Below are 24,054 nucleotides of genomic sequence, written 5' to 3' on the forward strand. Positions count from 1 at the left end.
CGGGTCAGCGGGTCCACTCGTTTCCGCGACGGCGGTCCCACTCGTTGCCTCGCCGGATCCATTCGTTGCCCTGGCAGCGGGTCCACTCGTTGCCGCGGCCGAAACGGGTCCATTCGTTGCCGGGTGCGTAGGTCATGGTGATGCCTTTCTCGCGGGTGGTTGGTCCGACCGGCGTATCGACGGCCGGTGACATGGCGATTATGGTGATTAATCTTCGTTGACAGGGGCGGATACCAGCGTGACTGGTGAGAGTGGCAGCCGCATAACAACGTGGGGATTGTGGTCCCTGCCGCGCCCCGCGCTGTGCTTGGTGCTCGCGGTCGACGCGGTCGCGGTCGCGATCACGGTGTTTTCGTCGGTGTCCGTCGCCGTCACCCGGACGCAGTGGCTGTGGTTCGCCGTCCTCGTCGCGGCGGCGGTGGCGCATCTTGAGGCGGTCCGCACGATCGAGCGGCGCCGCGAGCAGGCGTCGAAGAAAGCGCCGTACACCAATCTCAAGAGCCTGTGGGTGTTCGCCGCGCTGCTGGTGCTGCCGCTGCCGCTCGTCATCGGCTTGACCGCGGTGTCGTATTTGTATTGCTGGTACCGGGTTTACGGACCGGCGATCTTGTTCCGGAAGTTCTACTCGGCCGCCACGTTCGTGCTCGCGTCGGCCTTCGCCTCCACTGTCCTGGACGGTCCCCGGCTGCCGCACGACGTGTGGTCGCTGCTGCTCGTGGCCGCCGCGGCCGGCGGGTGGTGGCTGGTCAACTACGCCCTGGTCGTCGTCGCGATCGGATTGTCGTCGCAGGAGAAAGTGCCGGTCCGGCAGGCCCTGGGGCATCCGGGCGACCAGCTGGTCGTCGCCTCGGCGCTGGGGCTCGGCGCGACCATGGCGGTCCTGCTGGTCCACGAGCCGTGGGCGTTGCCGGCCCCGATGGTCGCCGTGCTGTGCGTGCACCGCGATCTCTTGCTGCCCCAGTACTTGCGAGCCTCCCGGACTGATCAGAAAACGGGCCTGGCGACGCCGGTGTACTGGGCCGGCGTCGTCACCGCCGCCCTCGACCGCGCGAAACTCAGCCAGACCGGTCTCGGGGTGCTTTTCCTGGACGTCGACAAGTTCAAAGCCATCAACGACACCTACGGGCACCCGGCGGGCGACCAGGCCATCCGCGCTGTCGCCGACCTGGTGCGGGCCGAAGTCCGGGCTCAGGACCTCGTCGCCCGCTACGGCGGAGACGAGCTGGCGATTCTGCTGCCGGGTCTCGAACCGGGTCAGGTGCTGGCTGTCGCCGAGCGGATCCGCTTCCGTGTGGCACGTACTCCGGTCGTGCTCACCGCCACTACGGACGGTCAGCCTCGCACGCTGTCCGGGGTGAGTACCTCGATGGGTGTGGCGTCTTATCCCGACGACGGCGTTTCGGTTGAGCAGCTGCTCACCTCCGCGGACGGTGCGTTGCTGCAGGCCAAGCGGAACGGCCGCAATCAGATCTGGGTGGCGGGCGCGGGTGGGTGCCGGGGTGCTGGCGCGGGCACGTCCGCGTGACGTCCGGCCGCCCGGCTGAGTCTTTCTCCGGTGTCCGAGGCTTCTGGCCTGGTGCGTGAAGCTGAGATGCGCGCCCCCGGCGAGGAACCAGGTTCGCTAGAGATTCACGGTGTCCCTGGAATGGTGCGTGCGGCTTCACTGACCCGGTGCACCGGCAAGGCGCGCTGCCGGTTTGCTCCCGGTTCGCTGGCTGGTCCGCGGCTCGCCGCGGCCGCATGGTGGTCGGGCGGTGCCCCGGTCTCCGCACCGTCCGTCGCGGTTTGACCTGCGCGGACGGGGATTGTCACGCAGAAGGGAATCTTGTGATGACCGCTGTTGCGCGCGGTAGCCGTTCACGGTGCTTGGCTGGGGACCACCGGGTCGCGCTGCGTGCGCTGCGCGCGGCGGCCGAGAACTACGCCGCACGGGGCTGGCCGGTGCTGCCGGGGCCGGTGTGCGACGGGCTGACGACCTGGGATCCGGTCAGTTTCGAACTGCTCGGCGGCCGCGAGTCGTCGGCATCCCGGTCCGAGGCCACGGTCGATCGCCGTATTGTCTCGGAATGGTGGGCGGTGCATCGGCAGGCGATTCTCGCGCCGGTCGGAGAGCACTTTGACGTCGTGCGCGCGCCGACCCACCTTGGCTGGCGGGCGCTCGCCGCGTTCGACGGCGGGCGGCCGCTCGGCCCGATGGCGTTGTCGCCGCACGGGGCGTTCTTCTTTGTCGAGCCCGGGACCTGCGGGGAGCATGAGCTGGCGTCCGGGGTGGAGGTCTTTTCGCCGGGCGACCTCGTGGTTCTCCCGCCCAGCAGGGTCGTCGGCGGGGTTGTGTGGTGGCGGATATCGCCGGTGGATCGCGAGGCGTTGGGCGATGGGGCCGGGATTGTGGGCAAGCTTGCCGAGCTTTCCGCCGGATCCGCGTAGGTTTCGCGGACAGCCTGCTGAGTGCGGGCATGCTCAGCGGGGGCAGCGGTGTTTGCCTCCGTCCCAGGTTCCGCCGATGTCCCGGCAGTCAGCGAATTCTTGCTGCCCGTCGACCCACGCTTTGCGGCCTGCGCATACGTCGTATTTCACCTCGTCTCCGTCCCGGCATTCGCAGCCGGGCCGGCCATGGTCAATCGCGGCGTGCTCGACGGCGCCCACGCGGCCATGATGGTGCACCCGACGCTCAAGGACGCCGTGGTCCCGACGCTGCGTGCGTCGCGTTCCTGGCAGGTGGTCTACACCGGGGTCGGCGGGCATGCTTCGCCGCAGTGAACGCGGCGGTCGTTGCTCGGACCGCGATTGGCTTGCTGCGCCAGCAGTTACGCGATGGCATCAGGGCGCACCACGTGGTTCAGAAGGCTGGGGAGACGGTCAATGTCATTCCTGCCTACGCGGTTGTCGACTGCATGATTCGCGCTGACACCCATCGCCGAAGTCGACGAGGTGTGGGAGCGAGTGCGTCGCTGTTCGACGCGGGGGCGGTGGCGACTGACACCAGTATCGAGCACACCACGTTGCCGTCGATCTACCGGGAATTCCGGCATGATCCCGATTTGGCTCCGCTGTCCGAGAAACACGCGAAGGCGGTCGGCCGGGCTTTTCCGGATTGTCCGGACACGATGTTCGGCTCGGCCGGCCTGGGGAATGTGTCGCCGCGGATCCCGGCGATCCATCCCCTGCGGTCGTTCGATCTTCCGGCCGAGGGAGGCGACCATACCGCCGCTCTCGCGGTGACGGCGGGAGGTCCGGAGGGAGATCGGTTCGTCCGGGACGCTGGGTTGGCGATGGCTCGCACGGTCGCCGAGGTGCGCGGGCCGGGGGAGGCGCCGGGAGCGCTGAGTTCGGGGACGCTCGTCCAGGTGATCTCGCGGTGATCGGTGACGCACGGGAAACGAGGATCGCCATGACTGCCTGGTGGGCCGGACTGTCCGGCATCGCCGGGGCCAGTTCACCCGCATCCTTCGAACGGGGGATCCCCGATGAACTCCCGCGTACGCCGCCAAGCCTGCGCTCTCGTTGCCGAGGCGGTAACCCGCTGGCCGGGTCCGTCGATGCGGCCGTCGTGGTGCCTGGATCCGCGCAACCGCGGAACACCCACGACGACAACGGATTGCGGAGCTTGCTCGGGCTGTCCGGCCTTCTCGGTCTCGCGGGCCCGGTGCGTGCGCCGAGGGCTCAAGCCGGGCGGGATGCCCCGGCTGCTCCGGACCGGCGGCCGCCGCCTCCCGACGGTCTCGGACGAACGGCTCGGCTGCTCGGGCCTTCTCCTGGACCAGGACGGCGATTCGTCGAAAGCCGCTGTCCGGCACAGTGATTCCCGCACCGGAATCCGGCGACCGCGGCTTCCGGCGGTGGGTTCGGCCGGGCGCGATGCGGGCCGGGGAAATGCGGGGCAGGGCACCAGCGTGCGCGGAACGGCCGCCGCCGGAAACGGAGTGCCCCGCACGAAAACCGCCGTCCCGGGCATCAGTCGCCGGGACGGCGGAAGTGGGTTACGGTGTCGAGCACGCCGGGTGGGACCGGCAGGTATCCAGGCCAGGTCACCGGTCCCACCCGCGCCGACGTCGCTGGGCGTCGGATGCACCCGGGGCACGGAGCAGGAGTGTGCAGCTCTCTCCGTGCTCCGGGTACACCTCAGGACGCTGACGCGAACCGTCGGACTCCGTGCCTCAGCCAGCTTTCCGCACACACAGCGGGCGGCTTCGGCAGGAGACTCAGCCGCCCTGGACGCTGCCGCCGTCGACGACGGCGCCCGAGGCGCAGTTGTACGGGGACTCGCCGGCCGCGGTGTTCTCACCCGGCGACAGGATCGGCACGCCGATGCCGTTCAGCGAGTTGCGGACCGGGACCTGGACGCCGAGCACGTTCACGTCGTTGCCGCACAGGCCGAGGGTGCCGTTGACGTTGTGCAGCACGTCGGTGTTGTTCAGGTTCACCAAGCCGACCTGGCCGGGTCCGCCGTGGTGGTGGCCGTGGTGGTGGCCGTCGGTCGTGTCGGCGGCGGCGATGCCGCCGAACAGGAACGCGCCGGCCGCCATCGTGGCGGACACGAGACCGATCTTCTTCAGCATTCAGAACTCCTCTGGGATTTTCGCGACCGGCAATGCCAATCGCGGGCTTTGACGATTGCGTCAGCGGTCGCGGCAATAAAGGTGTGTGCTCCGCGACCGGATGAGGAAAACGTACTGACAATCCGGGGCTGTTTCCAGCTGGCGACACCATCGTGTCGGCAGCTGGTCCTCTGACCTAGGGGCAAGGTCTCGTTCGGGTTTACCCGGACCGTTATTGTATTAAGGCCAACAACGCTCGCCTCTTCTCGGATGTGCGGGTGCGGCGGCACGGACCATGCGGATTCCCGAGTAAACCAGAATATTCCACGCACACTAAAGGGCCCTGCGCCGCCTGGTGCTGCGGCGCAGGGCTTCCCGGAAAGCGTTGCTACCGCGCGGGCCAGGCCTCCGCTTCCGCCGCGAGGGCCGTGGCGACGTCCAGTTCGTTCGTGCGCACTTGTGCCGCGAGCGTCCCCGGCCGCGGCTGGAGCAGCAGCCAGCCGGTGACGTCCTGGTCGGTGTAGCGCGGCGCTTCGTCGTCGCCGATGCCGAGGGCCGCGAAGTATTGGCGCGCGGCCCAGGTTTCCGGGACCCACGCCCGTTCCCAGCGCAGCACGATCCGCGCGAGGTCGTTGCGCGGATCGGCCGGGTGGATGAGCCGGTCGCCGGCGATGGCCACCAGGCGCGGGGTGTACGTGGCGCCCGGGGCGCCGATCATCAGGTGACTGTCCATTCCTCCCCCGAGTCCGCGGGCGGGATCCGTCCGACCGCGCGAAAAAAGCTGGGCATGAGCAGGGAAGGACGGCCGGGGGCGAGCACACCTCACGGGTGCGTCCTTCCGCGGCTCCTGGCTGAACCGGTGACGATAGTACGGGTGCGCCGGAAGGAGCCGAATCCGGCCCGTCGCAAGGGAAAACGCCGACAGGGCGGAGCGGGGTCGCTCCGCCCCGCACTGGGCTCGCCGACTGCGAAAAACGCCGAGAAGGGCTGCCGTGGCTACTGGATCCGGCGAAATAATCTGGCGACTCGCCGCAATCTGAACCACGATCTCCTCTGCGTCTCCGGTGCGGCCGGCGTCGCGTCACCAGTGCCGGGAGCGAAGCGGTTCGGGGTCGGTTCGCTCCCGGCGAGCACGACAATATCGGATCGATCCCGCGGAAAGCGCTTGTTTCCGGAAGAGCATTCCGAAGAGTGTCTTTTCTCGCGCCAGGAAATTGTTCTGGTTACCCGGCTCTCCCGGCGTGAAACCTCACGATCGAAGGGTCCCGGCGTCCTGCTGGGGCCGGTGAATAATTACCGTGCGTGAGAACTCCCGCGATGGATCGACCGCGGCTTCGCCCGTCTGGCGGCAGCGGGCGAAGCCGCCCCGAACTCCGCGAAACACCGGACACGGCAAAGGGCCGGTGCGAGCGCACCAGCCCTTTGCGGTGATGTCCGGTCGTGCTCGCCGGATCAGTCGAGGTCAGGCTCGCGGACATCCGCCGCGGCCCCGGTCGAATGGCTGTAGGCGCCGGTCGGGCCTGCCCCGACGTCCCACGTCCGGTACCCGGCCGCTCCGGGCACCGCGAGCGCGGCGACCCCGGCCGAGGTGGCTCCGGCCGGGCCCGCAGCGAGTTCCGAAGCGCTGTACCAGGCGTGGTCGCGTCCCGCGTGGCTGCTCACCTGCGCCGAAGTCGCCCCTTCCGGACCGGCTGAAGTGGCCTCTTCGTGATACGACGAGCCCCGGCCTTCCCGGTGGTGACGGGCCGGAGAGCCCGCCGCGGCGTCGCGGTCAGCCACGGCCGGGGCCGCCTCGCGGATCGTGCGCACCGGGGCAGTGCCAGCTGTCCGCGCGGCCGCTTTCTTGGTCGGGGAAGAGAGGGCTGCCTTCGCCGGGACAACGGCTTTGGCCGGCTCGGCGGTCGATGCGGAAGCCGGGGCGGCCGCGTGGCCGGGCGAAGCCGCGACGGGAACCGAGCGCTGGGTGCGCACAGCGTCCTGCGCGGGCCAGAGCGGGCGGCCGGGGTGCCCGCTCGTTTCCCGCGACCCGTGCAGCACGGCGGCGCCGCCGATGCCCGCGAGGCTGCCGTCGTGCTCGCTCCACCGGTTGCCCCACTCGTCGACGCCGGACTCGTGGTGCAGCACGCCCGCGCCGCCGATGCCCGCGAACACGGCCGACTCCTCCTCGCTGCTGGACTGATTGGGCCACCAGCCGGTGGTGAGCGGCAGCGTCTCGCCCGGGCCGGCGGCGGCCGCCGCGGTGCCGGGCAGCGCGAGGCACAGCGGAGCGAGGACCAACCCGGACAGCAACGTCCGTTTCATCGACATGGCAGTTTGTTTCCTTTCCAAGGGGAAAGCGCCCGAAGTGAAAGACTGGTGCCGCGAACGAGCGCTGGGACGACCGGCGTCCTGCCGGCCGGACTGACGTTACCCCCAGCCTGGCGCGAATTGCCGCCCGAGGAAAGCGATCCGCCCGCCCGGGTGCCGGCGCTTCCGTCCGGCAGCACCGAAAAACCGGCGTACACCTGGGAATCCCCTTTACCGGCAAGGTAAACCGCCTTGCACGCCAGGGTGACAGGTTGTCCCGCGCGGTTCACCGGAGCGGAAGGCGCGGCGTACACCCTTCCCAGTGGCAGCTCCGGGACGAGCGGGCGATGTCGTCAGCGGGCGAAGACAATCGAGGGCATGTGTTCCTTACGCCGGGCCGGCGCCGTGCTCGTCGCCGTTCTCCTCGGCTGTGCCCACTGTCCGGCCGCGTCCGCGGCCAGTGCGCCGCAGCTCCTGCTGGGACAGGATTTCCCGGACCCCGACGTCGTCAAGACCGGCTCGGGATACCTGGCGTTCTCGACGACCGCCGGGGCCGGGAAAATCCCGGTGGCGAGCGCGCCGGCACCGGAAGGCCCGTGGCGGATCGTCGGCGACGCGCTCGGCTCCGTGCCGAAGTGGGCGAAGCCGGACGGCGGGTTCTGGGCGCCGGACATCTCCGAGGCGGCGGACGGGACCTTCGTGCTGTACTTCGCCGCGTCCCGCCTCCCGAACGGGCCGATGTGCGTCGGCACGGCGACTTCTGCGCAACCCGCGGGCCCGTACCAGCCGGATCGCGGCGAGCCGCTCGTCTGCGTGCCCGCGGACGGCGGCGACATCGATCCGCAGACCTTCCTCGACTCAGACGGCTCCCGGCACCTGCTGTACAAGGCGAACGGGGCGGCCTCCGGTCCGCCGGCGGCGATCTGGTCGCAGAAGCTGAGCCCGGACGGGCGGACGCTTTCCGGCTCCCGCACGGAACTGCTGCGCGCCGATCTCAGCTCGGAGAAGAACGTGGTCGAGGCGCCCGCGATGGTGAAGACGTCTTCCCGGTACCTGCTGTTCTACTCCGCCGATACGTTCCAGAGTTCCGGCTACCACACCGGTTACGCCACGGCGCCGACGCTCGCGGGCCCGTTCGTGAAGGCAGACGCCCCGTTTCTCTCCACCGAGCGGCTCGGCGGCGCCGTCGACGGACCGGGCGGTGCCGATGTGGTCGACGGGAACATCTATTTCCACGGGTGGCTCAACGGCGGACGGCAGGCGCGCGGCCTGTACCGGCTGCCGATCAGGTTCCCCGGCGACATCCCGCAGCTCGGCTGAGGCCGGCCGCGGGGACCGCGGTGTCGAGCACCTGCGCGGCGAGGTCGCGGAGCTTGACGTTGGTGTGCTGGGAAAGCTGCCGCAGCAGCTCGAACGCCTCGTCGGGGGTGACCTCGTGCCGGGCCATCAGCATGCCTTTGGCCTGTTCCAGTACGACACGACTGTCCAGGGCTTCGCGCAGCTGCTTGTTCTCGGCGCGGAGGTGCCGGACGAGTTCCGCCGGACTCGCGCCCTCGCGCGGCGGCGGCATCGGCTCCCAGTGGGCGATGCGCTTTTCGGCGCGGGTCGCGTGGGCGCGTGCCTCGTCCAGGGTGGTGCACAGTGCTATCCGCGCGTCGATCCCGATGATCTGCGACGACCGCCGCACCGGACGGGACGCTGCGACCACCAGCGTCAAACCGGCCTTCCGGGCCTCGTCGTGCACTTCTCGCAGGACAATGCTTCCGCTCGAACCGAAAAAGGTGACGCGGGTGAGGTCCGCGAGCACCACCGGCGCGGTCACTCCGGCGCGCCACAGCCCGTTCCACGCCTCCCGCCACAGCGGCGTCGTGTCCCGGTCCACTTCGCCGACCGCGGTCACCGTCACGACCGACGGCCCGCGTTCGACCCCTACGGAAAGGGGACCGCGCGCCTGGCCCAGCACCGCTTTCACCGAAACCTCCAGTGCGCATAACGGAAGGGCTCCGGCGCGGCGCGCCGGAGCCCGGATGCCGCGAAGCGGCCGCCGCGGGCGCGGGGCCCGCGGCGGCCGCCGGCCCGCGGTCAGCGGCCCTGAGCCGAACCGCCGTCGACGACGGTGCCGGAGGCGCAGTTGTACGGCGCCTTGCCCGCGGCCTCGTTCTCGCCGGGGGAGAGCACCGGCACGTTGATGCCCTGGGCCACGTGGCGCACCGGCACCTGCACGCCGAGCACGTTGACGTCGTTGTCGCACACTCCGCCGACGAGGTTCAGGTTGTGCACCGCGTCCAGGTTCTGCACGTTGCCGAGACCGACCTGGCCGTCGGGGCCGGCCGGCGGGCCCGACACGCTGACCCCGGCCGCGGAAGCCGACCCGCCGAGGACGGCCATCCCGGCGGCGAGAGCCGTGGCGACGAAACCGAGCTGCTTGATCACTGGTGAAACTCCTTGCCAACAACAACCCGCCGCACTTCGGCGGGAAGAACAGGGAAACGGCCGCGGCGAATTCCGCGCCGCGGCCGGGAATCGCGGAAGCGGCGGTTCTCGTTCCGGGCGAGGCCGGCGCGCCCCTGGGCACGTGCGCGCCGGCCCCGCCGTGCCGGCGTCGCCGCGCGTCGCGGCCCCCTGGGCCAGGCCCGGGAATGTCGGGCACGTTCCCGGCCCGGGCGGGCCCGCACGACGCGGCGGTGAACCGCCGGACTTCGCGCCCCTGCCGTCTTCCGCGAGCGGGCCGGGGCGCGAAGGCTCAGTGGTGCTGGACGCTGCCGCCGTCGGTCACCGCACCCGCGGCGCAGTTGTACGGGGACTGGCCCGCCGCCTTGTTCGCTCCGGGGGACAGGACCGGCACGCCGATGCCGTCGAGCGAGTGCCGGACCGGAACCTGGACGCCGAGCACGTTCACGTCGTTGCCGCAGAGCCCGAGGGTGGCGTTCACGGTGTGCAGCACGTCGGTGTTGTCGAGGTTCGCCAGGCCGGCCTGGCCGTCCGCGCCGTGGTGCGGGCCCGGGATTCCGGCCGAGGCGGTTCCGCCGAACAGCAGGATGCCGGCCGCGACCGCGCCCGTGGCGAAACCGATTTTCTTCAGCATGGGGTTGTGCTCCTTGGGGAATGAGGATCGCGTCGGGCGGACGGGGCGTTCCGTCCGCCCGGGTGCGTCGAGAAACCTACTGGCGGAAGGCGAGCGGGTTCCACTTCGTTCCACCATCGTGTCGGGCCGCGATTCCCTGACCGGGATTTCCGTAACCCAATGGGGGAAGCCGTCCGCCGCTTTCTTGCCAGCAAAGAGAACACGCGACGAAAAGCCCTGCGCCGTCCTCGGGGAGAGGGCGCCGGGTTTTTCCAGGGGGTCGCGCGCGGATTCGAAACGAGCTGGTCTTGGGCCGGGCGAGCGGGAGGGAAATGCCGCGGGCTGAGAAGACTCGCGCATTTCCTCGGTTCCGGCGCGCACAGGAGCCGGCGGCGGCCCTTCGGGGTGGGTCGCCGCCGGCTCCGGCTGGCTGGACCAGCCTCATGCGGCGCGGAGCGGGAAGTTACCGTTCCCGGCCTCCGCGCAGGCCCGGACTATGGTGGTGATGGTTCCGGTGCTCGCCGCCGGCGCTCGCGCTGACGTGGGACGAAGTGGCTCCTTCCGGGCCGGCGGTGTTTTCGCCGTGGGCATAGCGGACGCCGCCGCGGGAATCCGCGGCGGCGTAGGTGTAATCGCTGCTCGCGCCGTCTTCGGTCGCGCTGGCGTTTTCCCGGTAATAGGTGGCGGAGCCGCCGGCGTAGTGCGGATTGCTGCCGGTGGAGCTGTAGATCGAGCTGTGGGAGGCGCCGGCCGGGCCTGCCGTCGCCGTGCTCGCGGCGTACGTGTCGGCTGAGGCGATTCCGGCGGCTCCCAAGGTCAGCGGCAGGGCGAGAGCTCCGGCGACGAGCGTCCGGCGCACAGTCCTGTTCATGGTCGACTTCCTTTCTGAACTTCTCGGATGAAACCGAGGCCGGTTTCACTGAACCGGATTCCCGGTCTCGTCGCAGCCATTCCCGCCCGATGTGATGATTCGCGGGAAAAGCCCGTTGGTGGAATATTCCCCATTAGTGGTTTCACCGCGAGCGCGTTGCCGCGGGTCTTTTTGCCCGCCGGCTGTCCGTTCCGCCCCACAGGCACCGGGGCACGTGCGCCCCCTTTCTCTTCGACCCGCCGCATCACCGGTGCCGGACAGGCCGGCTTGGTGGAGTTCGCGGGCGAGGTAGTCGAGAGTGCCGATCCCGCGCACGTCGAAGAACACAAGCGCGGCGCGGCCGCGGGCTGTGGAGCGGATGAGCGAACCGATCCCGGTGAGCGGCCGGACGACGAACACCGCGACGGCCGCGAAGAGGGCTTCGAGCGGAGTGAGGCCGCGCAGCAGACCGTCGCCGAGGGCGAAGCCCAGTCGCTGGATCGCCCGCCGCAGCGGACGTGCGCCGAACTGCGGTCCGTAGCCCAGCTCGCTGATCCGCACCGGCGTGAACTCGACGGTGTGGCCCTTTGCGTGGGAACCCCGTTTCGCGCGCACAGGCAGCAGCCCCGTGATCCAGTCGAGCTGGTCGGCCTCCAGCGGGCGGAAGACGACGATCTCGTCGATCCGGCTGAGCAACTCCGGGCGGAACGATGCGCGCAGCCGCCGCATCAGGCGTTCGCGCAGCTCGTCGGCGGGCTGGACGAAGCCGAACGCGCCGTGGGTCGAGCTGCCGGCCAGGTCCGAGCTGAGGTTGCCGGTCATGATGGGCACGGTGCTGGCGAAGCCGGACGTGCGGCCGCGGCCGTCGTCGAGGACCTGCAGCAGCACGGTGAACAGGTCCGGATGCGCCTTCTCGACCTCGTCGAGCAGCACCACGGAGTGCGGGCGGCGCCGCACCGGCTCGGTGAGCTGGCGGCCGGCTCCGACGTACCCGGGCAGCGAACCGATCAGCCTGCTGACGGCGTGGCGCTCGGAGTACTCGCTCAGGTCGATGCGCACCATGCTGTCCTGGTCGCCGACTAGCGCCTGCGCGAGTTCGGTCTAGCCGACGCCGGTGGGGCCGAGGAACAGGAAGCTGCCGGACGGCCGGTCCGGTTGGGTTCCCGGTGAGCGCCTTTCGCACACCTGAGGCGGCCAGCCGCGTTTCGCGCTCCCGGCGCGCGGGCACCCGGGCGAGCGGAGGTGGTGGGATGTCCTCGAAGGGCCGGCTGGCCGAATACCGCGCCAAACGCGGCCTGCGGCGGAGACTGGAGCCGGGCGGGGGCCGCGCGAACGCCGAACCGGTGTTCCTCGTCCAGCGGCACGACGCGTTCGACTTCCGTCCGGAGATCGGCGGCGTCCTCGTCTCGTGGCCGGTGCCGAAGTGTCCGTCGCTGAACCCGTCGGACGGGCGGCTCGCCATCCGCGCCGGGGATCACCCGCTCGACTATGCCCGGTTCGAGGGCTCCGTCCCCGCCGGCGAGTACGGCGGCGGCACTGTGATCGGGCGGGACACCGGCACCTTCGAACTAGCCCTCGAAGAGGGGGTCGGCCTGCACGGCGAGAAGCTGCGAGGCACCTTATCCTTGCTCCGCCGCGATTCGTCCGGCCAAGAGCAGTGGCGGCTGAGCAAAAAGGACGACGAGGGTGCCGGCCGCCGTCGCAAACTCGCGAAGACCCAGCTCACCGGCTGTGCCAACCGGGACCTCGAATGACCGGACCTGGCTGGCGCGAGCCGGCCCTCGCCACGCTCACCGACCGCCGCTTCTCCGACGAAGGCTGGATCTACGAGCGCAAGCTCGACGGCGTGCGCGCCATCTGCGTGCGCGACAGCGGCACCCCCACGCTGTACTCCCGCAATCGCAAAGTGATGGACAACGCGTACCCGGAGATCGTGGAAGCGCTTGCCGCGCAAGGCGGACCGCGGTTCGTCGCGGACGGGGAGATCGTCGCGTTCGACGGCGGCCAGACCAGTTTCGCCGCACTCCAGCCGCGCATCCACCTGACTGATCCGGAGCGCGCGCGAGCGACCGGCGTGCGCGTCTACTACTACCTGTTCGATCTTCTGTACTACGACGAGCAGGACACCACGCCGCTCCCGCTGCGTCAGCGCAAGTCGATCCTGCGCGACGCTTTCGCTTTCGACGATCCCCTCCGCCTGTCCGCGCACCGCAACACCGAAGGCGAGAAGTACTTCGAGGACGCGTGCCGGCGCGGCTGGGAGGGCGTGATCGCGAAGCGCGCCGACGCGCCGTACCACGGTGGCCGTTCGCCGGACTGGCTGAAATTCAAGTGCCAGCAAGGCCAGGAGATGGTGATCGGCGGGTTCACCGCCCCGCAGGGCAGCCGCGTCGGCTTCGGCGCGCTGCTGCTGGGCTATCACGAGAAGGGGCAGCTGCGGTACGCGGGCAAGGTCGGCACCGGCTTCGGCCACCAGCTTTTGACCTCGCTGCACGCCGAGCTGGCCCGGCGCGAAACCGGCAGTTCGCCGTTCGCCGATCGGGTGCGCGAGCCGGGTGCGCACTGGGTGCGGCCCGAGCTGGTCGCCCAGATCGGCTTCTCCGAGTGGACCCGCGACGGCCGGTTGCGCCACCCGAGGTTCACCGGCCTGCGCCACGACAAGAAGCCGTCCGACGTGATCCGGGAGCGTCCGTGAAGATTTCCCGCCCCGACAAGGTTTTCTATCCCGGTGAGGGGCTCACCAAAGGCGATGTCGTCGAGCACTACCGCACGGTCGCGCCCGCGATGCTGCCGCATCTGCGCGGCCGGCCGCTCACGCTGCGGCGGTATCCGGACGGAATCGAGGCCGAGGGGTGGTTCCAGAAGCACCCTGGCGAGTACTTCCCGTCGTGGCTGCGCACCGTGCGCGTGCCGCGCCGGGGCGGCGGCACCGACGAGTACGTCGTGTGCGACGACGAGGATTCCCTGCTGTACCTGGCAGGCCAGGCCACGGTGGAGTTCCACGTCTGGCTGTCCACTGTGGACGCGCCGGAGAAGCCGGACCTGCTGGTGCTCGACCTGGACCCGCCGGAGGGCACCGACGTCGCCGACCTGCGCACGGCGGCCCGCCGCATCCGCGACCACTACGCCGAGGTCGGCCTCGCCGCGTACGTGCAGGCCACGGGAGGCCGCGGCTTCCACGTGGCGGCGCCCCTCGATGCCACGGCCGCCACGGATGTCGTCCTGGAACTCTCGCGAGCGTTGGCGGACCGGGTCGCGGCTGCCGACCCGGATCGCCTGACCACCGCCCAGCGCAAGGACCAGCGCGGCGACCGCATCTTTGTCGACGCGAACCGCAACGGCTACGCCCAGACCTTCGTGGCCCCGTATTCCCTGCGCGCCCGCCCCGGCGCGGCCTCGGCGACCCCGCTGGACTGGACGGAACTCGGCAAGGCCGAGCCGGACGGCTGGGGCCCGGGCAAACTGCGCCGGCGGCTGGCGCGGAAGGACGACCCGTGGCGCGGGATGGAGAAGAACGCCGGGTCGGCGGAGAAGGCGTGGGAGAAGTTCGGCTGAGGCTGCCGGCCGCGCTGGAGGGACCGCGCGCGATCCCTCCAGCGCGGTACGGCGACGATCAGACGCCGGAGGTCTGCCGGATCCAGTTACGCCCCGCGGCCACGCTGCCGTAGGTCGTGACGCTGGAGCGGTCGCTCGTCGAGCACACCCCGACCTGGACGCCGCCGTCGACCATCGGGCCGCCCGAGTCGCCCCCGGCCACCGCGCCGTTCGGGGTCCTCGCGGTGATCGCGGGTCCGCCGGCGTTGTCGCTGTCCTGGGTGTCCGAGACGGTGACCACGGCCTTCTTCAGCACGCTCGACTGGTGGTTGCCCTCATCGCTGCTCTGCGTCGCGCCCCAGCCGTACACGGTGGCGCTGTCGCCTTCCTGGGCGTCGCTGGAGCTGCTGGCAAGGCGGGCGTACGTGCTGCCGCCGTCGGTGTTCAGCTTGATCAATGCCAGGTCGCCGCCGGAGTAGAGGTAGGTGGAGGCGGCCTTGGCGTGCACTCCGCCGCTGGCGCTGTTGGAACCGATGTACAGGTCGATGTTGGTGAGGCGCTGCCCGTTGTTGTCGTACATGCAGTGCTTCGCGGTGAGGACCCAGCGGCTTCCGATCAGCGTGCTGGTGCAGAAGAAGGTGTAGCCGTTCGCGTGGCCGTTGAACCGCGTGATGTAGCCGGGGTTCTGCGCCGTGCTTCCGCCGATGATCGACGGCTGGGCATCGGGCGTTGCGGTGCTCGCGGACGCGGGGGTCACGGCGAACGCGCCGAGCACCGCGCAGGAACCGGTCAGGACGGCGAGGGCCCGGGTGAGTGCGCGCATGTCGCTCCTTGGGGACAGTTTCCGATGGGGGACGCTTTCGAACGTAAGCAGCGCGGTCGCGCGGCGGAATCCGCCGAACCGCCCGTAGCGGGCAAGCGGCGGCGACGCGACTTTCGGCGGGTTGCCAACCGGTGAACGGATGCCGAGAATCCGGTTCGACCGGTCCGTTTTTTCCAGGAGAGGCGAAATGCGGTTGTTCGCCCCGGCTCCGGGTGGGGAGCGGCTGGCCCAGGCACTGGCCGAGGGGCCCTTCGAACGCGCCCTGACGCTGGCGATCGAGCGCAGCGGTCTCGGCCTGGCGCGGCTGCGCGAACGGCTCGCGGCGTCCGGCGTGCCGGTCAGCACGACCACGCTCAGTTCGTGGCGTACCGGCCGCAGCCGCCCGGAACGGCCGGAATCCTTGCGGGCGCTGGCTTTGCTGGAGCCGGTGCTGGACGTGCCGCCGGGGGCGCTGCGCGCGCTGCTGGACCTGCCGCGCACCGGCAGCCCGGCCCCGCGCGCGGCGCGGTGGGACCGGTTGTGGGAGAACCGCAGCCTGCTTCCGATGGTGCTGAACTCGTTCGAGGACTCTTCGCCGGAATCGGTCAGCGTGCACGAGACACTGCATGTCGACGCCGCCGGACGGATGCGCAGCCTCCACGTGCGGGAAGTGCTGCGGGCGCTGGACGAACCGGCGTTCGTGCGCATCGTCGCGCTGCGGGGGTTCACGCCCGGCCAGTCGCCGGAACTGGTGTCGGCGCGGTACTGCCGCCCTGGCTGCGTGCGGGCGACGCCGGAGCAGGCGTTCTCGGTGACGGAACTGGTCCTCGACCACCCGCTCGCCCCGGGCGAGACGGGGATCGTCGAGTACCGGTTCGCGTTCCGGGACGAGGAACCGGATGCGCGCTACGACCGGCGGTTCCGGCTGCCGATCGCGGAACACCTGCTGGAAGTGCATTTCGATCCGGCGGCATTGCCCGCGGAATGCCTTTCGTACCGGCAGGATTCGCCGACCGGGCCGGAACTGGAGACCGCCGAGGTCCGGGTGCGGCCCGGCGTGCCCGCGCACGTGATCCGGACCGGGCAGGGGGCCGGGATTCACGGAGTGCGGTGGCGGTGGTGACCCGGTGACCGTCCGTTGAGGACTTCGTCGGTATGTCCATTGTGGACGGACGGAAGCCGCTGATTCGATCGGCGGCCTCGGGGTGTCCGAGCCGGGTGGCCGGCGCGGCGGTCAGCCGGGCGTGGCGGCGGATTCGTGCAGCCGGTAGACGCGGCCGCCTTGTGCCGCGTAGACGGTGACCGGTCCGGTGCCGGGATGTGCGGTGGCTTGCCAGGCGTTGCCGTCGGGGATGCCTGGGGCGGGGGAGGGCAGGCCGGTGATTCCGCCGCCGGTGACGGTGCCGGTGGGGTCGGTGACGAGGATGCAGTCGGGGTGCAGGTCGGTCCAGCCGGTGATGAGGGCGCCGCCGGCGGGGCGTGTGGTGGTGACGGCTCCGTGGGCGACGGGGAGGTCGGTGGCGGTGTTGGGGTTGATGGCGGTGCCGAGTTCGGGTCCGTGGCAGCCGAGGGTGAAGCTGGGGTTGAAGGGGTAGGCGGCGAGGGCTTTCGCGGCGGGGATGACGTCGCGTTGGATGTGGAGCTGGTCGAGGACGTCGGTGGCTTCGGTGCGCAGGGCGAGGGGGGCGAGGGCGAGCGGGGCGTAGCCGCGGCGGGTGAGGTCGGCTTTGGTTCCGCCGAGGGCGTGGGTGGTCAGGGAGATCGCGCAGATGCCGATGACGAGCGCGGTGACCGGCCATTGCGGACGGACGAGTGTCGCGAGGACGAGGAGGGCGATGAGCGCGAGGGTGCTGGTGATGGCGTAGCGGCTGATCAGGCCGATGTTTCCGCCGGGGGCGAGGGGGCTGGTGCGGCCGAGGGCGACGAGCGCGGCGAGGGCGGCGGCGTATCCGGCGATGCCGATCCATCCTGCGGCGCGCGGGTCGTGTTTCGCGGCGATGGCGCAGGCGGTGAGGAGTGCTGTGGTGAGGGCTCCGGCGAGGACGGCGAGGACGGCTTGGTCGCCGGACCAGAGGCTGCCGAGCGCGGCGGTGGCGGCGGAGAGGCGGCCGTCGGGGTCGAGCGCGGTGGTGGCCAGGGATTGGGCGCTGTTGGGTTTGGTGAGCAGCCACCCGGTCAGGACAACAACTCCGGCAGCGGCCATGGCGATGGTTGCGGCTCGGTTTTCGCGGCGGAGCAGGAAGATCGCGGCGACGACGAAGAACGCGGGCAGTCCGGCTCCGAAGCTGAGGCTGGCGAGAAGCGCGGCGGTCGCGGCGGTCCGGACGCGGCCGCGGTGGGCTTGGGAGGCGGCGAGGACCGTGAAGAACACCGCGGGGATCCAGCTGATGCCGTTGGTGCCTTGCAGCCAGATCTCGGCCAGGTGCGAGGTGAACAGCAGCCACGACATCCCGGCGGCGAGTGCTGCTTTCCGGTGCGGGGACAGGGATGCGGGCAGCATCGAGTACAGGCACGCGCCGATCCCGGCGACGAGGGCGACGGTGAGGACGGTGAGGACGCGGTTGTCGCCGCCGAACCAGGCGGCGTCTGCGTAGAAGAGCAGCGAGGGGAGGACGAAGGGCTGGTCGAGGTGGTAGGTGAACACCTGGTCCAGCACGAGGTGCCCGCGGTCGTCGGTGATTTTCGCCAGGACGTGCCAGTAGTCGAGAAGGACGTGAGCGCGCGGGGCGTGCAGGGCGGTCCACAGCGCCAGCGCGGCGGGGACGGCGGCGAAGACAGTCAGCGCGGCGATTCCGGCGCGGGGTCTTCGGGCGGCGGGCAGCACGGCGGCGGGGGAAGCGAGCGCGGTCAAGACCTCTCCTGGCGAGTTGGGGCCACCCGGTGACGTGCCCGCTTCCGGCGGCGGGTTTCGCGGTGTGACCTGCTGCTTTTACCGCCTCCAAGGTGGACTGGGCAAGAGTGTCGTCGCTCTCCTTTCCGGCAGTAACGGGACAGTACGGGCAATCGATGCGCGGTTCGCGGGGATCGAGGCCGCTCGTCGTGTCTTCGTCACGGCTGGCGTCTGCGCGGCCCCCGTCCGCGGTGCCCACCGCGGAAGACGGGGAGGTCCAGACCGGTTCGGACGTCGTGGTCATGGAGAACGCACTGGTCCGCGGCCGGGCGCGCAGCCCGCGACGCTGGGGGACGTGGTGCGCCGCCGTGCCTCATGAGCAGTGGATCGGCGGTGTGCTGCTCGGCGTTCACCAAATGCGTGAACCCGCACCTGCCGCGGCTCGGGAAACGCCGTAGTCGAAGCTTCCGCCGCCGATTCGCACAGCGGCCGCGCCCGCGTCCGTCCCCCAGGACCGGTCCCGGCCGCCCAGTGCGGTCGCGCGGATAGCGCAGGTTCGCCAGCAACGCCTCGGCGCCGCCCAGCAGGTGGTCGGCGTATCGGGTGCGGTCGGCTTCGACCCGGCGGTCCAGGATCGGCCGCACAGGCCCGAGGACCAGGTCGCTGTACTCGCGCAGAGCGTGCACGACGCGATGTCCTCGCGCAGGGCGGATTTCGGCTCGGACAGGATGGTTTCGAAGTGCGCGCCGACGTCCGTTTCGTCCAGCGCGGGCGTCCGGAAGCCCGGGAAGTTCCCGGCCGGAACCAGTTCCGCGGCGGCCGTCAGGCAGCGCCAGTGAGCGGGGGCGCGCCGGGCACCGTTCAGGAGCGCTGTTCTCCAGCCGCGGATCTCCGGGGGGGGCTGGTGAGGACCCGGAGACTGTTGATGCTCAAGATCAGCTCCTGCGTCGGCTGCGCGCTCCTCGCCACTCGCACCCGGCACAGGTCCTCGGCGGTGAAAATCATGCGCAGCATCGAAACCGCCCCTGGTCCGCGACTCCCCAGCGCGGCTCTGCGTCCAGGAGGCCGCCGTCCGGCGCGGATCCGTCCGCGGGAGGGGCCAGCGACTTCGCTCGCGCCGAACGACGGCTTCCCAGACCGCGGGTGCTCACGCCTGGCCGCGGATCACCTCGAACAGGCTGGTCCAGCTGTCCCGGCCGTGTCCGGCGGCGGCAGCGCGGTCGTAGTGTTCCTTCACCGCGGCGGGCAGGCCCACGTCGATGCCCGCGTCCCGGCTGGCGGCGAGGATGTGGTCGGCCGTCGCGCCCATCATCTTGGCGTTCGCCTCGTCGCCGGGGTGGCTGCCGCTGTCGACGTTCTTCGCCGCCTCGTCCAGCGACGTCTGCACCAGCGTCAGGAGCTCCTTCGCGTACGGCACCAGCGTCGCGGCGGGCACCCCGGCGGTGCCGACGAGCGCGGCGGAGTGCAGGAACGCCGAGAGCGTCGTGAGGAACAGGTCCAGCAACGACTGGTAGTACAGCTGCGCCAGGCCCGGGTCCGCGCCACGGTAGCCGGGCCGTCCGATGACGCGCAGCGTCGGTTCGATCCGCTCGAACGTCGGCTCCGCGCCGCTGTAGAACACGAACGAACTCTCGGTGCCGACGACCTGCGCGGGCACCATGATCCCGCCGGCGATCATCTCCGCGCCGCGCGCGGCGAGCCATTCCGCGGCCACCCGCGTCCGCTCCGGCGTGTCCGAGCTGAGGTTCACCACGATCTTCCCGCGCAGCGCGTCCTCGGTCGGCGCGAGAATGTCGTACATCGCCTGATAATCAGTGAGACTGAGGAGCACCAGTTCGTTCGCGGCCAGCGCGTCCGCGACGGTCCCCGCGCGTTTCGCGCCAGCGGCCACCACGTCGTCGGCCCGGCTCGCGGTGCGGTTCCACACCGTCACGTCGTGGCCCGCCGCCAGGTAGGACCGCACCATGGCCTGACCCATCGGGCCGAGGCCGATCATTGTCACACTCACCGAGTTCTCCTTATTTCTTCAGCAGTTCGATGACGCTCGTCAGGTTTTCCGCGCCGTGGCCGTCGGCGGCCCGGCGCAGGAGCAGCTGGTGCAGCGGCGCGAGCAGTTCGGAGCTGACGCCCTGGTCGGCGGCCGCGATAGGCAGGTTCTCGAACGCGGCAGCCTGCATCCCCAGGTTCGACACGACGTCCTGGGCGTAGTCGGCGCTGTCGACCTCCACGGCGGCCTGCTCGACGAAGCTGCTCATCGCGGTCAGCCACCCGCTCAGCAACGGCGCGAATTCGACCGCCGAGAGCCCTTCGCTGCGGATCAGCGCGTAGGCCTGCAAAATGCCGGTGAACTGGCCATACATCCCCGACAGCAGCGCGAGGTCGTGCAACGCCGCCAGCCCCGGGTCCTCGCCGACGTAGTTGCTGCCGCCGAACGTGTCGAACGCCGCGCGGTGCGTGTCGAACACGTCCTTGGGCCCGCTGTAGAACACGAACGCGCCGGGCTGCCCGATCATCGGCGGAACCGCCATGATGCCGCCGTCGAGGAACGTCCCGCCCCGCTCGGTGACCCATTCGGCCAGCTCACGGGCCTGTCGCGGGGTGCCGTTGGTCAGGTTCACCACCGTCCGGCCCGCCGGCGAGGCCGTCGCGAGCACCTCGCGCACCGACGCGTCGTCCAGCAGGCAGACGATCACCAGCTCGCTCGCCGCGACCGCCTCGGCGGCCGACTCCGCCGCCACCGCACCCCGCTCCACCAGCGGCTTCGTCTTGTCCGCGGAGCGGTTCCAGACCGTCACCGGCCGTCCCGCACCCAGCAGCGCACCGGCCAGCGCGCCGCCCATCGCACCGAGCCCCAGCACAGTCGCCGAGGTCGCGTTCCCGGACATGTCGTCCCTCCAGTTCGTTGATCTGCCGACCACGGTGCCGAGGGCCGCGCACGGTTCGCTGGGGGTCCGCGCACGGATGCGGTTACGGTGGATCCGTGCGATTCGGCATCCTGGGGCCCTTGGCCGTGAGCAGCGACGACGGCCGGTCGGTGCGGGTACCCGAGGCCAAGGTCCGGACCCTGCTCGCGGTCCTGCTCGTGCACGAGGGCACTCCGGTGCCGGCGGACCGCCTGGCGGACGACCTGTGGGGCGACCAGCTGCCCGGCAATCCGGTCAACACCCTGCAGACGAAGGTCTCGCAGCTGCGCCGCGCGCTCGAACGCGCCGAACCGGGGTACGGCAGCGCGCTGGTGTACCAGGCCCCCGGCTACGTCCTGCGGACCGAACCGGAAGCGGTCGACGTCGGACGCTTCCGTGCGTTGACCGCGGCGGCGAGCACGGCGGAGGACCCGCGGTCGAAGGCCGATCTGCTCACCGAAGCGCTGGCGTTGTGGCGGGGCCCGACGCTCGCCGAGTTCGCCGACGAAGCCTTCGCGAAGCCGGTGATCCAGCGTCTTGAAGAGGATCGCCTTGTCGCGCAAGAAAACCTCGCCGACGCGCGGCTCAGTGCCGGCGAACATGCTGCGCTGACCGCGGAACTCGCCGACCTGGTCCGGCAGCATCCGTTGCGCGAACGTCTGCGCGCTCTCCAGCTGCGCGCGCTGTATGCGGCGGGGCGGCAGAGCGAGGCGCTGGCCTCCTACGACGAACTCCGCCGCCGTCTCGCCGACGAGCTAGGCCTCGATCCCGGCCCTGAACTCACCGCGCTGCACCGGTCGATCCTGGCACAGGACCCGGCCCTGACCGCCGTCGTCCCGCAGCTTCCGGTCCCGCTCACCGAACTGGTCGGCCGGGCCGCCGCGGCCAAGGCGGTCAGCACGCTCGTCCGCGAATCCCGGCTGGTGACGCTCACCGGACCCGGCGGCGTCGGCAAGACCCGGCTCGCGCTGGAGACCGCGCACCGGCTCGGCGGCGATTTCGCCGCGGGAGCGTGGCTCGTGGAACTGACCGGCATGGACCGGCACGAATGCGCGCTGAGCCAGTGCCCGCCGATCGAGTGGGTGGTGGAGGCGATCGCCGCGACGCTCGGGATCCGGGACGCGGCCGCGCCCGCGCGGGCGGACCCGGCGCAACGGCTGGCCGAGTCCTTGCGCGGCAAGGAAACCCTGATCGTCCTGGACAACTGCGAACAGCTGATCGAGCCGGTCGCCGCGACCGCCGGACGGCTGCTGGCGGCCGCGCCCGGGCTGCGGATCCTCGCCACCAGCCGGGAACCGCTCGGGCTCGCCGGGGAAACGCAGTTCCCGGTGCCCCCGCTGGACCACGACAGCGCCGCGCGACTGTTTGCCGCACGGGTCGCCGACACTGGGTGCACTGTGGACAGTGCCGACGCGGGCGCGGTCGCCGAGATTTGCCGGAAGCTGGACGGATTGCCGCTGGCACTCGAACTCGCCGCGACCCGCGTGCGCGCGCTGGGCGTGCCGGAGTTGCTGCGCCGTCTGGACGATCGGTTCCGCCTGCTGGACACTGCCCGCCGGGGTGTGCCCGCCCGGCAGCAGACGCTGCGCGCGATGATCGACTGGAGCTGGGAACTCCTGAGCGAGCAGGAACGCCTTGTACTGCAACGATTGTCGGTGCACACCGAGGATTGCTCGCTGGACGCGGCCGAGGCGGTCTGCGCGGGCGACGGTGTCGGAGAAGGCGAGGTGCTGGGTCTGCTGGCGAAGCTCGTCGACCGCTCGCTGGTCGTGCCCGCGAACGCGCGGTACCGGTTGCTTGAGTCGGTGGCGGTGTACGGCCTGGAGCGGCTGCGCGACGCCGGCGAGGTCGAGAAGACGCGGCGTCGGCACGCGGAGTATTACGTCCAGCTCGCCGGTGCCGCGGACGCCGGTCTCCGCGCCCGGGACCAACGGCGCTGGCTGCAGCGGCTCGACGCGGACCTGCCGAACCTCCGTGCCGCAGCGGAGAATCTGGCCGGCTGGGGGAACGCCGACGAGGCGTTGCGGCTGGCGAACCGGTTGGCCTGGTACCGATTCCTGCGCGGCCGGATGGCCGAGGCGATGCGCTCCCTGCGCGCCGCCCTCAGCCTGCCCGGCGGCGAAGCGGACCTGCGCACGGAAGCGCGGGCGACGCTCACCGCACTCGCCGTCCTCGCCGGCGACCGGCCCGACTGGCGCCCCGTGGCCGAGCTGCCGATGAGCGCCCGGGCCAAATGGTTCATCGGCTACGCACTGTCCACAGTGGCCGATCTGCCCGGTGCGGAACCGCTGACCCTGGACGCGCTCGCCGCCTTCGAAGCAGCCGACGACCGGTGGGGGATTGCCGCGGCCAGCGGTGACCGCGCGAGCCAGGCGCTGTCGAGAGGCGAGATCGCGGAAGCGTGGCGTTACGCCGACCGCTGTGCGGAACTGTTCGCCGAAATCGGCGACAAATGGGGTCAGCTGCAGGCGATTTTCGCGCGGGGCGCACTCGGCTCCCTTGCCGGGAACTACGCGCGCGCTGAGGCGGTCCACGCCGAAGGATTGCGGATCGCCGAGGAACTGGGCTTGTGGCCGGAAGCTTCCTACCAGCTGTCGTGGCTGGGCCGGGCTGCGTTGCTGCGCAAGGACTATGCCGCCGCCCGCGAACTGCATGACCGGGCTCGCCAGGTCGCCGCGGAGCACGGCTTCACGCCGGGGGAGATGTATGCGCTGACCGGGCTGGCCCTCGGCGCCCGGCGCGCGGGCGACCTCGATCTCGCCGAGCAGTATTTGCGGACGCTGATCGAGTGGAACAAGCAGGTCGATTTCGAACCGGGGAACACGTTGATCCTCGCGGAACTCGGTTTCGTCGCCGAATCGCGCGGAGATCCGGCGACGGCGTTGCTGCGGCATCGGGAAGGGTACGAGATCGCCCGCCGGACGGGGGATCCGCGAGCGATCGCGCTGGCGCTGGAGGGGTTGGCGGGCGCGCACGCACTGGCCGGTGCGGCTCGCGAAGCCGCGCGGTTGCTGGGCGCGGCCGCGGCTTCCCGTGCTGGGATCGGCGCACCGCTGCCTGCCGCGGAGCGCACGGACGTGGACCGCATCACCGCCCGCGCGATCGAGGTTCTCGGCGCGGCGGAATTCGCGGCCGAGTTCGGCGCGGGCGGCGAACGAGGAGCACCGCTTGCAGTCGGTGAAGGACTCCTTGAGGGAATCTGATTTCCCCAAGGAGTCCTCCACCGACCTTCGCACGGCATCGATGC

The 24,054-nt window shown here is 70.8% G+C and carries 22 protein-coding genes and 1 pseudogene; 10 read left to right on the forward strand and 13 right to left on the reverse strand.

Annotated features, from left to right (window positions below):
- Positions 1 to 4: 4 nt before the first annotated feature.
- Complete coding sequence (locus tag BM362_RS14955) at positions 5 to 193, reverse strand: hypothetical protein (RefSeq protein WP_067586557.1); 189 nt, start codon at positions 191 to 193, stop codon at positions 5 to 7.
- Positions 194 to 238: 45 nt separating this feature from the next.
- Between BM362_RS14955 and BM362_RS14960 the strand changes: the two genes are divergently transcribed.
- The 4 genes from BM362_RS14960 to BM362_RS14970 all read left to right on the forward strand — a co-directional run bounded on the left by BM362_RS14960 (position 239) and on the right by BM362_RS14970 (position 3,362).
- Positions 239 to 1,525, forward strand: a complete 1,287-nt coding sequence (locus tag BM362_RS14960) for a GGDEF domain-containing protein (RefSeq protein ID WP_093573515.1) — start codon at positions 239 to 241, stop codon at positions 1,523 to 1,525.
- Between the two features lie 305 nt (positions 1,526 to 1,830).
- Positions 1,831 to 2,427, forward strand: a complete 597-nt coding sequence (locus BM362_RS14965) for a bifunctional DNA primase/polymerase (RefSeq protein ID WP_244287159.1) — start codon at positions 1,831 to 1,833, stop codon at positions 2,425 to 2,427.
- 201 nt (positions 2,428 to 2,628) lie between these two features.
- Positions 2,629 to 2,760 carry a hypothetical protein gene (locus tag BM362_RS49930; protein ID WP_280142727.1) on the forward strand — a complete coding sequence of 44 codons (132 nt, stop codon included), beginning with the start codon at positions 2,629 to 2,631 and terminating at the stop codon, positions 2,758 to 2,760.
- Positions 2,757 to 3,362, forward strand: coding sequence for a zinc-binding metallopeptidase family protein (locus BM362_RS14970; RefSeq protein ID WP_208865207.1), 606 nt, complete (start codon positions 2,757 to 2,759; stop codon positions 3,360 to 3,362). Before BM362_RS49930 ends, BM362_RS14970 begins: the two co-directional genes overlap by 4 nt.
- An 840-nt stretch (positions 3,363 to 4,202) precedes the next feature.
- Here BM362_RS14970 and BM362_RS14975 read toward each other — a convergent pair.
- The 3 genes from BM362_RS14975 to BM362_RS14985 form a co-directional block, all read right to left on the reverse strand.
- A complete protein-coding gene (locus BM362_RS14975) occupies positions 4,203 to 4,559 on the reverse strand; it encodes a hypothetical protein (RefSeq protein WP_067586566.1) in 357 nt (118 codons plus the stop codon).
- Positions 4,560 to 4,926: 367 nt separating this feature from the next.
- Complete coding sequence (locus tag BM362_RS14980; RefSeq protein WP_237439567.1) at positions 4,927 to 5,256, reverse strand: hypothetical protein; 330 nt, start codon at positions 5,254 to 5,256, stop codon at positions 4,927 to 4,929.
- Positions 5,257 to 5,990: 734 nt separating this feature from the next.
- Positions 5,991 to 6,845, reverse strand: a complete 855-nt coding sequence (locus BM362_RS14985) for a hypothetical protein (RefSeq protein ID WP_093573517.1) — start codon at positions 6,843 to 6,845, stop codon at positions 5,991 to 5,993.
- Between the two features lie 357 nt (positions 6,846 to 7,202).
- Here BM362_RS14985 and BM362_RS14990 point away from each other — a divergent pair, with 357 nt between their 5' ends.
- Complete coding sequence (locus BM362_RS14990; protein WP_093573518.1) at positions 7,203 to 8,144, forward strand: glycoside hydrolase family 43 protein; 942 nt, start codon at positions 7,203 to 7,205, stop codon at positions 8,142 to 8,144.
- On the opposite strand, the gene BM362_RS48900 is transcribed toward BM362_RS14990, so the two are convergent.
- The 5 genes and pseudogenes from BM362_RS48900 to BM362_RS48905 all read right to left on the reverse strand — a co-directional run.
- Positions 8,110 to 8,796, reverse strand: coding sequence for an ANTAR domain-containing protein (locus tag BM362_RS48900; protein WP_093573519.1), 687 nt, complete (start codon positions 8,794 to 8,796; stop codon positions 8,110 to 8,112). The genes BM362_RS14990 and BM362_RS48900 overlap by 35 nt on opposite strands.
- Before the next feature lie 110 nt (positions 8,797 to 8,906).
- A complete protein-coding gene (locus BM362_RS15000) occupies positions 8,907 to 9,257 on the reverse strand; it encodes a hypothetical protein (RefSeq protein ID WP_093573520.1) in 351 nt (116 codons plus the stop codon).
- Positions 9,258 to 9,567: 310 nt separating this feature from the next.
- Positions 9,568 to 9,909, reverse strand: a complete 342-nt coding sequence (locus tag BM362_RS15005; RefSeq protein WP_093573521.1) for a hypothetical protein — start codon at positions 9,907 to 9,909, stop codon at positions 9,568 to 9,570.
- A gap of 442 nt (positions 9,910 to 10,351) precedes the next feature.
- Positions 10,352 to 10,759, reverse strand: coding sequence for a hypothetical protein (locus BM362_RS15010; protein WP_093573522.1), 408 nt, complete (start codon positions 10,757 to 10,759; stop codon positions 10,352 to 10,354).
- A 471-nt stretch (positions 10,760 to 11,230) separates the two neighbouring features.
- Positions 11,231 to 11,896: pseudogene (locus tag BM362_RS48905) on the reverse strand (AAA family ATPase); the annotation flags it as partial.
- 92 nt (positions 11,897 to 11,988) lie between these two features.
- On the opposite strand from BM362_RS48905, the gene BM362_RS15020 reads away from it, so the two are divergent.
- Genes BM362_RS15020 through ligD (BM362_RS15030) form a run of 3 tightly spaced genes read left to right on the forward strand, consistent with a single transcriptional unit; the run spans position 11,989 to position 14,293 of the window.
- Positions 11,989 to 12,492: a DNA polymerase ligase N-terminal domain-containing protein gene (locus BM362_RS15020; protein WP_093573523.1), complete on the forward strand. Its 504-nt coding sequence runs from the start codon at positions 11,989 to 11,991 to the stop codon at positions 12,490 to 12,492.
- Positions 12,489 to 13,433 carry a non-homologous end-joining DNA ligase gene (gene ligD, locus BM362_RS15025; RefSeq protein WP_067590386.1) on the forward strand — a complete coding sequence of 315 codons (945 nt, stop codon included), beginning with the start codon at positions 12,489 to 12,491 and terminating at the stop codon, positions 13,431 to 13,433. Before BM362_RS15020 ends, ligD (BM362_RS15025) begins: the two co-directional genes overlap by 4 nt.
- Complete coding sequence (ligD, locus tag BM362_RS15030) at positions 13,430 to 14,293, forward strand: non-homologous end-joining DNA ligase (RefSeq protein WP_093573524.1); 864 nt, start codon at positions 13,430 to 13,432, stop codon at positions 14,291 to 14,293. Before ligD (BM362_RS15025) ends, ligD (BM362_RS15030) begins: the two co-directional genes overlap by 4 nt.
- Before the next feature lie 58 nt (positions 14,294 to 14,351).
- Here ligD (BM362_RS15030) and BM362_RS15035 read toward each other — a convergent pair whose 3' ends face one another.
- Positions 14,352 to 15,095 carry a S1 family peptidase gene (locus BM362_RS15035; RefSeq protein WP_093573525.1) on the reverse strand — a complete coding sequence of 248 codons (744 nt, stop codon included), beginning with the start codon at positions 15,093 to 15,095 and terminating at the stop codon, positions 14,352 to 14,354.
- A gap of 187 nt (positions 15,096 to 15,282) precedes the next feature.
- On the opposite strand from BM362_RS15035, the gene BM362_RS46200 reads away from it, so the two are divergent.
- Positions 15,283 to 16,197, forward strand: coding sequence for a hypothetical protein (locus BM362_RS46200; protein WP_107309534.1), 915 nt, complete (start codon positions 15,283 to 15,285; stop codon positions 16,195 to 16,197).
- Positions 16,198 to 16,308: 111 nt separating this feature from the next.
- Here BM362_RS46200 and BM362_RS15045 read toward each other — a convergent pair whose 3' ends face one another.
- The 3 genes from BM362_RS15045 to BM362_RS15065 all read right to left on the reverse strand — a co-directional run bounded on the left by BM362_RS15045 (position 16,309) and on the right by BM362_RS15065 (position 20,789).
- Entirely contained in the window at positions 16,309 to 17,925 is a 1,617-nt protein-coding gene (locus tag BM362_RS15045) for a DUF2079 domain-containing protein (RefSeq protein WP_093573526.1), read from the reverse strand.
- Positions 17,926 to 19,051: 1,126 nt separating this feature from the next.
- Positions 19,052 to 19,900, reverse strand: a complete 849-nt coding sequence (locus BM362_RS15060; RefSeq protein ID WP_067590401.1) for an NAD(P)-dependent oxidoreductase — start codon at positions 19,898 to 19,900, stop codon at positions 19,052 to 19,054.
- Positions 19,901 to 19,922: 22 nt separating this feature from the next.
- The gene (locus BM362_RS15065; protein ID WP_093573529.1) at positions 19,923 to 20,789 is read right to left on the reverse strand and encodes an NAD(P)-dependent oxidoreductase; all 867 of its coding nucleotides are present in this window, start codon (positions 20,787 to 20,789) and stop codon (positions 19,923 to 19,925) included.
- A 95-nt stretch (positions 20,790 to 20,884) separates the two neighbouring features.
- Here BM362_RS15065 and BM362_RS15070 point away from each other — a divergent pair, with 95 nt between their 5' ends.
- Positions 20,885 to 24,010, forward strand: coding sequence for an AfsR/SARP family transcriptional regulator (locus BM362_RS15070; RefSeq protein WP_093573530.1), 3,126 nt, complete (start codon positions 20,885 to 20,887; stop codon positions 24,008 to 24,010).
- Positions 24,011 to 24,054 lie beyond the last annotated feature (44 nt).

The sequence above is a fragment of the Amycolatopsis rubida genome (assembly GCF_900115345.1).
Lineage (GTDB): Bacteria > Actinomycetota > Actinomycetes > Mycobacteriales > Pseudonocardiaceae > Amycolatopsis > Amycolatopsis rubida.

Bases quoted from the DNA above. Each gene is read 5' to 3' on its own strand.
- BM362_RS15005 (WP_093573521.1), bottom strand. From the start codon at position 9,909: ATGCTGAAGAAAATCGGTTTCGCCACGGGCGCGGTCGCGGCCGGCATC.
- BM362_RS14990 (WP_093573518.1), top strand. From the start codon at position 7,203: ATGTGTTCCTTACGCCGGGCCGGCGCCGTGCTCGTCGCCGTTCTCCTC.
- BM362_RS15065 (WP_093573529.1), bottom strand. From the start codon at position 20,789: ATGTCCGGGAACGCGACCTCGGCGACTGTGCTGGGGCTCGGTGCGATG.
- BM362_RS46200 (WP_107309534.1), top strand. From the start codon at position 15,283: ATGCGGTTGTTCGCCCCGGCTCCGGGTGGGGAGCGGCTGGCCCAGGCA.
- BM362_RS15035 (WP_093573525.1), bottom strand. From the start codon at position 15,095: ATGCGCGCACTCACCCGGGCCCTCGCCGTCCTGACCGGTTCCTGCGCG.
- BM362_RS14985 (WP_093573517.1), bottom strand. From the start codon at position 6,845: ATGTCGATGAAACGGACGTTGCTGTCCGGGTTGGTCCTCGCTCCGCTG.
- BM362_RS15010 (WP_093573522.1), bottom strand. From the start codon at position 10,759: ATGAACAGGACTGTGCGCCGGACGCTCGTCGCCGGAGCTCTCGCCCTG.
- BM362_RS14955 (WP_067586557.1), bottom strand. From the start codon at position 193: ATGTCACCGGCCGTCGATACGCCGGTCGGACCAACCACCCGCGAGAAA.
- BM362_RS14975 (WP_067586566.1), bottom strand. From the start codon at position 4,559: ATGCTGAAGAAGATCGGTCTCGTGTCCGCCACGATGGCGGCCGGCGCG.
- BM362_RS14980 (WP_237439567.1), bottom strand. From the start codon at position 5,256: ATGATCGGCGCCCCGGGCGCCACGTACACCCCGCGCCTGGTGGCCATC.
- BM362_RS14965 (WP_244287159.1), top strand. From the start codon at position 1,831: ATGACCGCTGTTGCGCGCGGTAGCCGTTCACGGTGCTTGGCTGGGGAC.
- BM362_RS15020 (WP_093573523.1), top strand. From the start codon at position 11,989: ATGTCCTCGAAGGGCCGGCTGGCCGAATACCGCGCCAAACGCGGCCTG.
- BM362_RS15060 (WP_067590401.1), bottom strand. From the start codon at position 19,900: ATGATCGGCCTCGGCCCGATGGGTCAGGCCATGGTGCGGTCCTACCTG.
- ligD (WP_067590386.1), top strand. From the start codon at position 12,489: ATGACCGGACCTGGCTGGCGCGAGCCGGCCCTCGCCACGCTCACCGAC.